Raw genomic sequence first — 13,050 nt, 5'->3', positions numbered from 1 at the left:
GAATAGAACATGAATATTAATAAAATAAGTTTAGTGTTATTGCCTCTTATTACTGTATTAGCAACGGGTTGTGGCGGAGATGATGGAAGTAATGGTACAGCTGGTCAAGCCGGTGCTGCCGGTACTGCGGGTGTTGATGGAGCTGATGGAACTGATGGTACTAACGGTGCTGATGGTACTAATGGTAATCTAGCTGTTTTCACTGTTCAGTTAACTAATTTAACCTACAGTCAGCCATTTTCACCTGCGGCGATTATTCTACATGAACCTGGCTACCATGCCTTTATCGATGGTGAAGCCGCCAGCCTTGGTTTAGAGCAGCTCGCTGAAGGTGGTGACCCTACTGAACTTCTTGCTGAAGCTTTAGCTGCAACGCAGTATTTAGATGCTACCACTACAGATGGTGCAACGGGACCTCGCTCTGTTGGTACAATGTCGACACTCGTTGTTCCATTACTTGACGTAGATGATTTAAGACTTAGTTTCACAACAATGTTAGTTGACACTAATGATGCGTTTACCGGTCTTAATGCGGCAGACATAAGTAATATGACAGTCGGACAATCAATGAGCTTTATGGCTCCTACATGGGACTCTGGCACTGAAGCTAATACTGAAACGGCAACGACTATGCCTGGTCCAGCAGCAGGTGCTGCAGGTGGCGGTGGAGCAAGTGCTGGTTTTGATGCAGCACGTGATGATCTTTTTGACTTAGTTCATTTCCATCGCGGTGTTGTCACTAATGCCAATGCTAATGACGAGAGTAAGGAAGGTTTAAGCACGTCGGTATTAACAGAAGCGGATCGCTGGGATAATCCAACGTCACGTATCATAGTAACTCGAACTCGATAAATTGGCTGGCGTCCTTACAGGCGTCGCTATTTCTACATTGCTAGTGATAGATAATAAAGTCAAAGAGTTGATAAAAAATAAAATAATAAATGTTTCGAAAGTATTTATGCCCGAGCAAGTTCTTATGCTCAGGCATAAAGAAAAATAATGCAGAACATATTGATGTTGTTGGTATTGGCTTAGGTGTATCGATGGAGAGTTAGCTTAATAATAGCTTAACTTGAATCGATGAGGTTTATAACTCCTGCTTGGCTACCTAATAATATTGATGAGCATTAAAATTGTCCAATAAAGTATATTCAATCAATAGTTGATGAACTTTTTTTCTTTGTGCTGTAATTCTTAATAATAAATAGAATAAAACGGAGCAAAGCATGGACACTATTTTAGTGGTTGAAGATGATCAAGATATTGCAGATTTAATGATTTTAAATTTACAAGAACTGTCATTAACGGTTGAACACTGCTTAACCGGAGAGCTAGCGTTGCAGAAACTTGTTGATAATAACTATGCTCTCGTTTTACTGGATGTGATGCTACCAGGAATTTCAGGTTTAGATGTGTGCCGACAACTACGTGAACAAAAACCAGAACAAGTGATCTTAATGATAACCTCTCGTGATAGTGAAATTGATCGTGTATTAGGGCTTGAATTGGGCGCAGACGATTATATGAGTAAGCCTTTTAGTGTGCGTGAATTACAAGCTAGGGTAAGAAGTCAGCTGCGACGGTTACACTTAGCGGCTCAGAGAGAGCAACAACACTCACAACAACAGCAACCAGAACAGCATTTAACAATAGGTGAATTGCAAATTAATAATACCACTCATCGAACGCTATTGGCTGGAAAAGAACTAGAGCTAACCTCCACTGAATTTGACTTACTCTTATTTTTGGCTTCTCATCCTGAGCAAGTGTTTTCTCGAGAACAGCTACTTAGTAATGTCTGGGGATACCACCATAGCGGTTATGAGCATACTGTAAATTCTCATATCAATCGCTTACGTAACAAAGTTGAAAGAAATGCCACTAAACCTGAAATTGTGCAAACAGTTTGGGGGGTGGGTTATAAATTTAATAAAAAAGGTGTTGCCGCATGAAACTGTCTTTATATCACCGTTTGTCTCTTTCTTTATTGGTGGTATTTATTGCAATTATTAGTGTTTTTTATATTTGGGCGCAACAGCTTGAGCAAAAAACAAGATATGAATCAGAGCAAAATTTACACTTATCTTTAGCGGCTAATCTAGCCAGAGACAACCCATTATTACAACAAGGTGTTTATGATCACCAAGCGTTGAAAAATTTATTTCATACCTTAATGGTTTTAGGCCCCGCCTTTGAATTTTATTTTGTTGACCCCGCAGGTAAAATTATAACCCATTCGATTACTCCAACATTAATTAAACGTACAAAAATTGATTTACTCCCACTTATTCAATTAACACAAAATCAAGCTTCGTTACCTATTTATGGCGATGATCCGCAACACATTTCTCGTAAAAAAATATTTTCTGCCGCGCCTGTTTTTAATGGCAGTAGTTTGCAAGGTTACTTATATGTCATTGTTACAGGAGAACGTTATGAATCTGCTTTTAAGCGATTGCAGCCAAGCAGGCAAGCCGAACTTTCTATTCTGGCAATGTTTGGTGCTATGCTATTCTTTTTTGTAGTAATGTTAGGAATATTTGCTTATTTTACTCGCCCATTAAGACGCTTGAGTAGAGATATTAAAGCACTAAGAGCGGTTGGTTTTGACAAAAGTAAAGTGAATCTCGCTAAATGGATGCCTAACAGTCGTAATGAAGTACACCAACTGGGCGAAGCGTTTGAGCAAATGGTTAAACAAATTAATCAACAGTTTGGCATGTTACAAAAAAATGATGAGCATCGACGAGAGCTGTTGGCTGATATATCTCATGATTTACGAACACCACTGTCGTCTCTGCAAGGTTATATTGAAACCCTTGAATTAAAAAATGATCAGGTCACTAAAGAACAACGACAAAAATATATCGAAATAGCATTGAAAAACGCTCAACAATTGAAAGGGCTTATTGATCAAATATTTGAGTTAGCCCATCTTGAAAGTGGTCAAGTTTCTTTGAATCTTGAAGCGTTTAATTTAGCTGAACTTTTATATGATGTTGTTGCTAAATTTAGTTTGCAAACCTCAGCAAAGCATATAGAAATTAATATCGTACCTGAGTGTTCTTACACCCAAGTTCATAGTGATATTGGAAAATTAGAGCGGGTATTAAGTAATTTACTAGAAAATGCTATTCGTCATACTGCTGAGTTAGGAAAAATCACCTTATCTATTTCTGAGGTGGATAAAAACCACTGTCAATTAAATATTACGGATACGGGCACAGGTATTAAAGAAGATGAGCTGCCCTATATTTTTGATACGCGTTATCGTGCAAGTAATGCAGTGCAAGACAAGCAGAAGCATACTGGACTTGGGCTTGCTATCACTAAAAAACTATTGGAATTATTAAAATCTGATATAAAAGTAACGAGTACGTTAGGCGAAGGGACAACATTTTCTATTAATTTAAGTAAAGTTTCGTTATAAATTGAATTTTAACAGTCGAATTGTTTGGCAACATTCCTTAGAATACCTATTAGGATTTCATTTAAAAAATTTCACCTAAGGAAATATCGTGAATAACAAAGCTACCCTCTTATTAACACTTGCTGCGCTTATCGTTTTAGCAAGTTGTGCAAAATCTTCGACTGGACGTAATCAAATAACGCTTTTCTCAAGTTCAGATCTCAATAAAATGGGTGCCAGTTCGTTTGAACAAATGAAAGAAAAAGAAAAAATCAGTACCGATATTGCAGTAAATAATTACGTACAATGTGTCGCGAAAGCCATCACTAAAAACGTGCCTAAATCTGCTCATAAAGGAGAGTGGGAAGTTGTTGTTTTTGACTCTGAACAAGTCAATGCATTCGCTTTACCCGGCGGGAAAATTGGCGTTTATACGGGTATTTTAAAAGTTGCCGAAAATCAAAATCAACTTGGGGCAATTATTGGTCATGAAGTAGGGCATGTTATTGAAAGTCACTCTAATGAGAGGATGTCATCTAGTAAAATTTCTCAAACAGGTATGGCTGTTGTCGATACGGCCCTATCAGTTGGAAATGTTGAAAACCGCAACTTGTGGATGTCTGGTTTAGGCTTAGGGTTACAATACGGTATATTAATGCCCTATGGACGTACCCATGAAAGTGAAGCTGATATAGTTGGGCAAGACTTAATGGCAAAATCAGGATTTGAACCATCGGCAGCTATTAGTTTGTGGCAGAACATGGCTAAACTTTCAAATGGTTCACCACCAGAATTTATGTCAACACATCCATCAAATGAAACCCGTATTACTCAGTTAACAGAACATTTGCCGAAATCCCAAGCTTATTATAAGGCCAGTAACGCACCCAGTTGTAAAAAGCCAAAGAATATTTAAAGACTTATATAGAGTCTTTACGCTCAAATACAGCAGTAATTGATTCTTTTACCTCTAATTGAGAAACGTATTATAATTATATTGATGGCTGGCTTTAGTAACACTGCTACAAATGTTATTGATTTTTGTTTAAACAGTTAAATATCAGAACTTAACATGGTAAAATACGCTATAGTCATTGGAATATAGTTTAATGTAATCTTCTGTTTTTCCTATAAACGTAGTTAATGCAACCTAAGGATTTGCGTATTATGATAAGTGCTGAGCTGCACCCCGAAGAATTACAACGTATTGATGAATTACTCAGATACGAAGTATTAGACACTGAAGATGAAAAGATGCTCGATGAACTTACTCAGTTGGCTAGCGCCATTTGTGGTACTTCTATTTCTCTGATCTCTCTTGTCGACAAAGACCGCCAGTGGTTTAAATCTCGAGTAGGTCTTAATGCTCAGGAAACGCCAAGGAATATCGCTTTTTGTTCACATGCTATTTTACAAGATGACGTTTTTGAAGTACCTGATACCTTAGCGGATGAACGCTTTGTCGATAATCCATTGGTAACAGGTGCTCCAGATATTCGTTTTTATGCGGGAGCACCACTGGTCAGTACAAACGGCATGCCTATCGGCACCTTATGTGTTATTGATACAGTTCCCCATAAACTGGATGAAAAACAACAACTAGCATTAAACACTTTAGCAAAACAAGTGGTTAGCCAATTAGAACTAAGACTACGTAACCGTCAGTTAGAGCGGATGCAAGCAGATCAAGAAAAAATATTTGCTATTTTGTCTCATGATTTACGCTCTCCTTTTAATGGTATTTTAGGGTTATCAAAAATTTTGCATGAAAATGCAGACACTCTTGAGCCTGAGCTTATTGCTGAAATGGCCGATGGAATTTTAGAGTCGTCACTGACTTTTTATCAGCTACTAGACGAAATTTTGCAATGGTCGCGTAATCAATTAGGCGCCGTTCATGCGGAATTAAAAACGATAGCTTTAAAGCCACTGTTAATAGAAACGCTCGACTTGATGACAGAAAGTTTCAATTTAAAAAAAATCAGTATTAAACACAACATCAATGAAAATACTACTGTGATGGCGGACGTTAATTTAACAAAAACTATTATTCGTAATTTATTAGCAAACGCCATTAAATATACGCCAGAGCATGGCAGTATCGACATTGAAGCTAAATCTAGTGATGGCCAGGTTAAACTGGTTATAACAGATACTGGTGAAGGTGTTCCTCAAAATATACAAGACCAACTATTTAGTGATTGTGTTGCTAGTCAGTGCGGTACTCAAGGTGAATCAGGTCATGGCTTAGGATTAAGTTTATGTGGTGATTTTGCCCGCAAGCAGCAAGGTTATCTCTCTCTAGATAAAACCTATACTGGTGGTGCTAAATTAACCCTTAATTTTCCAAAAACTGCTGAATAATAATTAACTAAATGAATGACGGCTTTAGCATAGTATAAATATTGAAAAATAAAGACGTTTACCCAGGCCCCATCTAGGGGCTTTATTTTGCTAACTATTTAATAAGTTTAAGCCATTGGTTGTTTAAATAGTTTTTTGCCTTCGGTTAATAAATGTTGAACCGCTGGATGTTTGACTTTACGTTCGGGTGAGATCAAGTAGTAATGTTCGGTTATATCATTGGTTTTTCCGATAATGCTCACGTTAAACTGTTCCATAACGTGATCTTCAATAATTGTTGGGGCACAAAAAACACCATAACCCGCCTGACCAAAATACTTAGTTAATATCGAATCATCAAACTCTCCAATAATTAATGGCGAGATACTCAATTGATTAAACCAAGAAAGTACACTTAAACGTTGATTTGTACCTTCACCAGCAATGAAAAATGATTGTCCATCGAGTGAGTAAGGAAAGTTAGCCTGTAATTTATCAGCCAAATTATGGTGAGCAAAAAAGCTAAAACCGCTTTTTCCGATAGCATGGCTATATGCCTTTAACGGGGAAGTCGTAGGCAGGGGAGTATCAGTTAATATCGCGTCTAATTTATTTATCGCCAACTCTCCAAGTAATACCTCTAAACTCGTTTCCTTACAGATTAATTTTATCGAACTATCCATGGTATAAATTTGCTTTAGGAAATGAAAAGAAAATACTTTTGCTATCACATCTGTAACACCTATTGAAAAGCGGGAAGCAAAATCTGCTGAGTGATTTTTAAGTGAATAAAGTAATTCGTCTCCTAAACTAAAGATTTCTTCGCTATAACTATATGTCAAGCGTCCCATTTCGTTCAGCACTAAACGTTTCCCTTTTCGTTCAAATAACAGGTAGCCTAATTGATCTTCAAAAGTACTGAGTTGGGCACTCAACGTTTGCGGAGTTATATGAATAATTTTTGATGCTTGGGCAATACTGCCATGTTTTACTATCGCATTAAAATACTGTAGGTGGTGATAGTTTAGTTTGGCCATAATGTTCTCTTAATGATTTACCTATAGCTATTAAAAATAATAATCCTTAGATTTTTTGTCAACTTTTTTCTAATAAAGAAGTAACAACAAACAGCTTTTATTGTTTTACTTTCGGATTGTAAAATATCTAGAAAGATAAAACTGCTTAGGTTAGGATGGTTAAGCACTAAAGTTGGCTATTATTGTAGTTTTTGCCATTACTTGCAGAATATTAATACGAGTGGTTATCTGGAAAATTAATTGAATTAAGGGATTTTAACAATGAAGTTCACTAAAAATTTTATAGCTAAATTTATTTTCGTTGGTTTTTTATTAGCAAGTGGCTCAGTATTTGCCGACTTTAAGTCTGATATTATTAAATCGTGTAAAGCATACCAACAGGGTATAGACCGTAGTGAAATTAATCCATGCAAACTTTATATCGATGGGTTTATCGATTCATCTTTACTTTCAGAAAGTGCGGTAGTAAAACCAGAGGCGTTAATTGATAATCCTCGAGCGCCAGTCAGTGATTTTGTCAAAAGAGCCTACAATACTCGTGTTACAGCGAGGTCATCATTGACAGAGAAAGGCGGTGAACATGAGTTTTGCATTCCTCTTGAAGAAGACCGAAGGAAAGTGGTCTCTAAAGTAGCCAAGTCGATGAAAATAGATGACTTACAGACGAAATCTTTGAAAGAGGTATTATTTGAAGCGTTAGTTTCAGAATTTCCATGTTGATCATCAAGGCAGATAAATCGCTGTCTAGCGGCATGTAGAGCACTTCGCTACTTTGGTGTTTCACTTATCGATAATCACGTTATAACGTCTTATTTACTGTTGTTTAGTGCCGATAGCGCTATGTCGTTAACTTGGCATTTTTATTGTTGCCAACAAACTTGAATTATTGCTCAATAACCCGTAATGCTTAAAGGGCTGTTATATTAGCAGTTAGCTAATATTTAGTGAGTTGTGTAATTAAAAGTATGACAACTCTGCTTACCTTTTTCCTTCGCTTGGTACATAGCCGAATCAGCTTGTTGCATCAGTAATTCCGGTGAGCTAGTTTTATCTTTATTCCATGCCATTCCAACACTTGCGTGGCAATATAAAGATAACTTATCAATAATATAGGGTTCGTTCATTTTAGCTAAAATACGCTCGGTTACCTCATTAATTTCACTAATACAAACAACGTCTTTTAATATAATGGTAAATTCATCACCTCCTAAACGAGTCAATCACGCAAGAATCTAGAATAGAGTAACGAAAGCCTAATATTGGTAAGCTACTTAGTGATGCGCCAAAAAGCTATGCTGGCGACAACTAGCAAGATCATCGGATAAAAAGCACTTGATACCACTTCAATAGGTGATATTTTCAAGGTTGCTCCTAGCAGTAAAGCTTGCGCACCATAAGGCAGTAAACCTTGGTTAATACAAGCGTAAATATCTAATAAACTTGCCGAGTGTGCTGGGCTGACTTGTCCATCTTCTGCTAACTCTTTCGCTGTTTCACCAGTAACAATAATTGATACGGTATTATTTGCGGTAAAAAAGTTACAAGTAAATGCTAACGAAGCGATACCTAAACCGGCGGCACGTTTTTTATTGTTGGGGTTGAGCTTTCGCGCAAAGTGCTCAATTGCATGGGTTAGCGCGGCTAAGCCTCCTTGGCGTTTGATCAGTTCGCTTAAACCACCAATAAACAGCGAAAGAATGAAAATGTCTTGCATACTAGCAAAGCCAGCATTGATATCACTGACCCATGCCGATAATTGATAGCCATTGTCGTACATGCCTATTGCAGCCGCGAGGATAATACCAACAATTAATACGACAAACACATTAAGACCCATTAACGCTAACGTTAGTATGACCAAATAGGGTAATAAGCCAAGTACGTTAATATCTTGGGTTTGTTCATGCGGAATACTAATTCCCATTGAAGCATAAATAATGAGACATAAAATTGCCGCAGGTACGGCAAATTTAAAATTGACTTTAAATTTGTCTTTCATGTGCGCACCCTGACTGCGCGTCGATGCTATGGTGGTGTCAGATATTATTGATAAATTATCGCCAAAAATAGCGCCTGAAATAATACAGCCAGCAACAATTGAAGCGTCTAAATCAGCAGACTCTATAAAGCCTAATGCCACCGGCGCAATCGCAGCGATGGTGCCCATTGAAGTACCCATGGCGGTAGCAATAAAAGCCGCAACTAAAAATAAGCCTGGCAGTAATAAGTAATCAGGGAAAAAAGATAAACCTAGCTGAACGCTCGCATCAACACTCCCAGTTGTTTTGGCAACTGTTGCAAAAGCACCGGCGAGTAGATAAATAACACACATAGTAATAATGTTTGCATGGCCAGCTCCAGAAATAAATTGGCTTACTTGATCATTAATACTGTCTTTACCTAAATATATAGCCACTAAGATGGCTGGAATAATAGCGATGCTGGCGGGGAGTTGATAAAAAGCAAACTCAACGCCTTGTAGGGTAAGGACAATACCGGTGCCCAGAAATAAACCAAGAAAAACCCCAAAAGGTAACAGGCTAAGTAAACGCTTCTCTGGAGAAGAAATAACGATATCTTTATTCATAAAATTTATCTTTAACATTAAGTTAACGCTAGTCTATCGTAAACTAAATCGATAGCAAAATAATAACGAAAGCATAGCCATAACCGGAAATTATATAAAATAACCAAATGTCTTAAGTTCAAGCTACAGACCAGTAGCTGTTTATGTTATCCTATCGCGAATTTTTATCTAATTGCCATTTTTACACAATAACTGTGTCGGCGAAAACATAAGGAATATCATGTCAGAGAATACATTTGAAACAATTGAGCAACGTGTAAGTTACGGCGTAGGTCGTCAATTAGGTGATCAATTACGTAATAACCCTTTTAAAGAGTTTGACGTATCTGCTGTACAAGCAGGTTTGGCCGATGCTATTGCTAATTCAGCAAGCCAAGTATCAGACGAAGATTTAAATGCCGCGTTTTCTGTTGTTTCTAAAAAAATGCAAGAGTTAGAGCAAGCCGCAGCTAAAGAAATGTCAGCTGAAGGCGAAAAATTCTTAGCTGAAAATGCTAAGCGTGATGAAGTAACTGTTACTGAATCTGGCCTTCAATATGAAGTTTTAGCAACAGGCGATGGCGAGAAGCCAACAGCAGCAAGCACAGTTCGTACTCATTATCATGGTACTTTCATCAATGGCGACATTTTTGATAGTTCTGTAGATCGCGGTCAACCTGCTGAATTCCCAATTGGTGGTGTTATCCCAGGTTGGACTGAAGCATTACAGTTAATGACCGAAGGTTCTAAGTGGCGTTTATACGTTCCTTACCATTTGGCATACGGTGAGCAAGGCTCACAAGGTGCTATACCACCTTATTCAACGTTAGTATTTGACGTTGAATTATTAGCAATTGTTAGCTAATTAGTTTTTAAAGCCCTCCGTTGAGGGCTTTTTTATGCCTGTATGTCGTGATGCCATAGATGGCAAAGAACGACGAATACGCTAAAATAATAAAATATAAACCCATAGTGATTAACCATAACAAAGCAATCAAGTAGGGATGTATGTTAGAGCAAGCACTGATCAAATTATTTAAAGATTATATTACTGCCTTTGAACATTGTGATTTAGAGGCAGCCCGCGCTTGTTATCATTTACCTTGTACATTACATACCCCAGATAAAATTGCTTATTTAGTGAATAGTGAAAGTTTCAATCAAGAGTTTAAAGATATTTTTACTGTTTTAACGCATGCAAAAACCCGAAAGATAATACCAACTACAGCAAGTTATAATTATGCAGATAATTCGTCTATCGATATATGTGTTGATTGGGCTTTCTTTGATGACAAAGATCAAGTTTTTGCTGATTTTACCGCATTTTTCCATGTAGTTAAGATAGATGAGCAGTTTAAAATAATGAGTGTGGTTTCACACGACTTATCCAATAGTATTGAATTAGCATTGCCATTAGCGTTAGTACGCTAAAGTAATCTAGTAGATAAAATAATTTTATAGAGATTAAAATGAAAGTAAAAGTAGCCATTTTAGGATGCAGCGGCCGTATGGGCCGTAACTTAATTCAAGCAGCCGTTGAGCATAAGTCTATTGAACTTGTTGGTGGTACGGTTCGAGCGTCTTCATCGTTTGTTAATTTTGACTTAGGCGAACTCGCCGGTATTGGTGCTATTGGCCAAAAAACAGCAACTAACTTAAACGACTTACTCGATGCTGATGTTTTTATTGACTTTACGGCTATTCAAACCACTTTAGACAACCTAAAATGGTGTCAACAACATCATAAAGCTCTCGTTATTGGTACCACGGGCTTCAGTGACGAGCAAGTGAGTATTATTGAAAAAGCAGGCGAACTTATGCCGGTGATTTTAGCGCCAAATACTAGTGTCGGTGTTAATTTAATGTTTAAGCTACTAGAAGTTACCGCAAAAGCAATTGGTGACTATACTGATATAGAAATATTTGAAGCACACCACAGATTTAAGAAAGATGCTCCATCAGGTACAGCAGTAAAAATGGGGCAAGTTATAGCAGACACTTTAGGTAGAGACTTAAATAAAGTGGCTGTTTATGGTCGCGAAGGTATCACAGGAGAACGTGATAAAGAAACCATAGGTTTTGCGACAGTAAGAGCTGGAGATATCGTTGGAGAGCACACCGCTTTTTTTGCTGATATTGGTGAACGGTTAGAAATCACCCATCGCGCAAGTTCAAGAATGACTTTCGCATTAGGTGCTATGAGAGCCGCATTCTGGTTAAGTGAAGCAGATAATGGTTTTTATGATATGCAAGATGTTTTAGGCTTGAAGTAATTTATTTTTAGAGAAAACAGTTACTTTTGGCTGTTTTAACTGAATATTCAATTAAACGCTTAGTTTTTACAATTATCGCTAGACGAACATGTGATACAAGCGTAAAATAAGTGGATTTTGTCAAAAATTTAGTAGTTCTGTTAGTAATAACGAAATTTTTGGCATTTTTTATGGGTGTTTCATTAGGAAACAGCCGACACGTAATTTGTACTTAATGATGTTTTTTAGTTGCATCGTTAAGCTTCTTTCTTCTTTACGGAGGTTAAATTGACTAAATCTGCCATTTTAGTGCTTGAAGACGGCACTGTATTTAAAGGCACCGCTATTGGTGCAGACGGAGCGGCTGTTGGTGAAGTAGTATTCAATACTTCAATGACCGGTTACCAAGAAATTCTTACCGACCCATCATATGCAGAGCAAATTATTACCCTAACTTACCCGCATATAGGTAATACAGGTACCAACAGTGAAGATGAAGAATCAAACACTATTTGGGCAAAAGGTTTAGTTATTCGTGACTTACCGCTATTAGCGAGTAATTTTCGAAATGAACAGAATTTAAGCGACTACCTAAAGGCACGTAATGTTTTAGGTATTGCTGATATTGATACGCGTAAACTAACACGTATTCTTCGGGAGAAAGGCGCTCAAAACGGTTGTATCATGACCCTAGATACAATGTCTGAGGCTGCAGAAACAGACGCTTTAGCTCAAGCAAAAGCATTTCCAGGTCTTAAAGGCATGGATTTAGCCAAAGTTGTTTCAACCAAAGAACAATATCAATGGACAGAAGGTAGCTGGGAATTAGGAAAAGGTCATATTACCCCTGAAAACTCGAAGTTTCATGTAGTTGCTTACGATTTTGGTGCCAAACGCAATATTTTGCGTATGTTAGTCGACCGTGGTTGTAAGGTAACAGTAGTGCCAGCACAAACACCACCCGCTGATGTTTTAGCAATGAATCCAGATGGCATATTCTTATCAAATGGCCCAGGCGATCCAGAGCCTTGTGATTATGCGATTTCTGCTATTCAATCATTTTTAGAAACACAAACGCCAATCTTTGGTATTTGTTTAGGTCATCAACTTCTTGGCTTAGCCAGTGGAGCGGGTACCATTAAAATGAAATTTGGTCATCACGGTGGCAATCACCCCGTGAAAGACTTTGAACGTAATGTCGTGATGATAACTGCGCAGAACCATGGTTTTGCGATTGATGAAAATAAAATGCCCGCGAATTTGAAAGTAACGCATGTGTCATTATTTGACCAATCAATTCAAGGTGTACATCGCACCGATAAGCCTGCATTTAGTTTTCAAGGTCATCCTGAAGCAAGTCCTGGTCCTGCAGATGCGGCACCATTATTTGATCATTTTATCGATTTAATGAACGAAGCCAAAGCTTAGCCCTTAAACAAGATA

General features: G+C 37.6%; 13 protein-coding genes. 10 read left to right on the top strand and 3 right to left on the bottom strand.

Annotated features, from left to right (window positions below; all coding sequences use genetic code 11):
* Positions 1-9: 9 nt before the first annotated feature.
* The 5 genes from H4J75_RS12840 (at position 10) to H4J75_RS12820 (ending at position 5,773) form a co-directional block, all read left to right on the top strand.
* A complete protein-coding gene (locus H4J75_RS12840) occupies positions 10-852 on the top strand; it encodes a spondin domain-containing protein (protein ID WP_182222359.1) in 843 nt (280 codons plus the stop codon).
* 374 nt (positions 853-1,226) lie between these two features.
* The gene (locus H4J75_RS12835) at positions 1,227-1,952 is read left to right on the top strand and encodes a response regulator transcription factor (RefSeq protein WP_182216299.1); all 726 of its coding nucleotides are present in this window, start codon (positions 1,227-1,229) and stop codon (positions 1,950-1,952) included.
* Entirely contained in the window at positions 1,949-3,430 is a 1,482-nt protein-coding gene (locus tag H4J75_RS12830) for a cell wall metabolism sensor histidine kinase WalK (RefSeq protein WP_182222358.1), read from the top strand. The genes H4J75_RS12835 and H4J75_RS12830 overlap by 4 nt, the downstream gene beginning before the upstream one ends.
* An 88-nt stretch (positions 3,431-3,518) precedes the next feature.
* On the top strand, positions 3,519-4,325 hold the full coding sequence (locus H4J75_RS12825) for a M48 family metallopeptidase (protein WP_310733599.1): 807 nt from the start codon (positions 3,519-3,521) through the stop codon (positions 4,323-4,325).
* A gap of 251 nt (positions 4,326-4,576) precedes the next feature.
* On the top strand, positions 4,577-5,773 hold the full coding sequence (locus H4J75_RS12820; RefSeq protein WP_182222357.1) for a GAF domain-containing sensor histidine kinase: 1,197 nt from the start codon (positions 4,577-4,579) through the stop codon (positions 5,771-5,773).
* A gap of 107 nt (positions 5,774-5,880) precedes the next feature.
* On the opposite strand, the gene nhaR is transcribed toward H4J75_RS12820, so the two are convergent.
* Entirely contained in the window at positions 5,881-6,789 is a 909-nt protein-coding gene (gene nhaR / locus H4J75_RS12815; protein ID WP_182216294.1) for a transcriptional activator NhaR, read from the bottom strand.
* Positions 6,790-7,050: 261 nt separating this feature from the next.
* Here nhaR and H4J75_RS12810 point away from each other — a divergent pair, with 261 nt between their 5' ends.
* Complete coding sequence (locus H4J75_RS12810) at positions 7,051-7,509, top strand: Rap1a/Tai family immunity protein (protein ID WP_182216292.1); 459 nt, start codon at positions 7,051-7,053, stop codon at positions 7,507-7,509.
* A 221-nt stretch (positions 7,510-7,730) separates the two neighbouring features.
* Here the strand turns inward: H4J75_RS12810 and H4J75_RS12805 are convergent, their stop codons facing one another.
* Positions 7,731-8,009 (bottom strand): diguanylate cyclase domain-containing protein, encoded by a 279-nt coding sequence (locus H4J75_RS12805; RefSeq protein ID WP_182222356.1) that lies wholly within the window; start codon positions 8,007-8,009, stop codon positions 7,731-7,733.
* Between the two features lie 47 nt (positions 8,010-8,056).
* Positions 8,057-9,376, bottom strand: coding sequence for a Na+/H+ antiporter NhaC family protein (locus H4J75_RS12800; protein WP_182222355.1), 1,320 nt, complete (start codon positions 9,374-9,376; stop codon positions 8,057-8,059).
* A gap of 220 nt (positions 9,377-9,596) precedes the next feature.
* Here H4J75_RS12800 and H4J75_RS12795 point away from each other — a divergent pair, with 220 nt between their 5' ends.
* The 4 genes from H4J75_RS12795 (at position 9,597) to carA (ending at position 13,035) form a co-directional block, all read left to right on the top strand.
* The gene (locus H4J75_RS12795) at positions 9,597-10,220 is read left to right on the top strand and encodes an FKBP-type peptidyl-prolyl cis-trans isomerase (protein WP_182216286.1); all 624 of its coding nucleotides are present in this window, start codon (positions 9,597-9,599) and stop codon (positions 10,218-10,220) included.
* 143 nt (positions 10,221-10,363) lie between these two features.
* Positions 10,364-10,786 carry a hypothetical protein gene (locus tag H4J75_RS12790; protein WP_182222354.1) on the top strand — a complete coding sequence of 141 codons (423 nt, stop codon included), beginning with the start codon at positions 10,364-10,366 and terminating at the stop codon, positions 10,784-10,786.
* Positions 10,787-10,824: 38 nt separating this feature from the next.
* Positions 10,825-11,628: a 4-hydroxy-tetrahydrodipicolinate reductase gene (gene dapB / locus H4J75_RS12785; protein ID WP_182216282.1), complete on the top strand. Its 804-nt coding sequence runs from the start codon at positions 10,825-10,827 to the stop codon at positions 11,626-11,628.
* Positions 11,629-11,895: 267 nt separating this feature from the next.
* On the top strand, positions 11,896-13,035 hold the full coding sequence (gene carA / locus H4J75_RS12780; RefSeq protein WP_182222353.1) for a glutamine-hydrolyzing carbamoyl-phosphate synthase small subunit: 1,140 nt from the start codon (positions 11,896-11,898) through the stop codon (positions 13,033-13,035).
* Positions 13,036-13,050: the final 15 nt, after the last annotated feature.

This window comes from Colwellia sp. BRX10-1, assembly GCF_014077545.1.
Taxonomy (GTDB): domain Bacteria; phylum Pseudomonadota; class Gammaproteobacteria; order Enterobacterales; family Alteromonadaceae; genus Colwellia_A.
The sequence above is the reverse complement of the archived record's forward strand: the minus strand, read 5'-3'. Positions and strand labels throughout refer to the sequence as shown.

Bases quoted from the DNA above. Each gene is read 5' to 3' on its own strand.
- nhaR (WP_182216294.1), bottom strand. From the start codon at position 6,789: ATGGCCAAACTAAACTATCACCACCTACAGTATTTTAATGCGATAGTA.
- H4J75_RS12800 (WP_182222355.1), bottom strand. From the start codon at position 9,376: ATGAATAAAGATATCGTTATTTCTTCTCCAGAGAAGCGTTTACTTAGC.
- dapB (WP_182216282.1), top strand. From the start codon at position 10,825: ATGAAAGTAAAAGTAGCCATTTTAGGATGCAGCGGCCGTATGGGCCGT.
- H4J75_RS12795 (WP_182216286.1), top strand. From the start codon at position 9,597: ATGTCAGAGAATACATTTGAAACAATTGAGCAACGTGTAAGTTACGGC.
- H4J75_RS12840 (WP_182222359.1), top strand. From the start codon at position 10: ATGAATATTAATAAAATAAGTTTAGTGTTATTGCCTCTTATTACTGTA.
- H4J75_RS12790 (WP_182222354.1), top strand. From the start codon at position 10,364: ATGTTAGAGCAAGCACTGATCAAATTATTTAAAGATTATATTACTGCC.
- H4J75_RS12835 (WP_182216299.1), top strand. From the start codon at position 1,227: ATGGACACTATTTTAGTGGTTGAAGATGATCAAGATATTGCAGATTTA.
- H4J75_RS12830 (WP_182222358.1), top strand. From the start codon at position 1,949: ATGAAACTGTCTTTATATCACCGTTTGTCTCTTTCTTTATTGGTGGTA.
- H4J75_RS12810 (WP_182216292.1), top strand. From the start codon at position 7,051: ATGAAGTTCACTAAAAATTTTATAGCTAAATTTATTTTCGTTGGTTTT.
- H4J75_RS12820 (WP_182222357.1), top strand. From the start codon at position 4,577: ATGATAAGTGCTGAGCTGCACCCCGAAGAATTACAACGTATTGATGAA.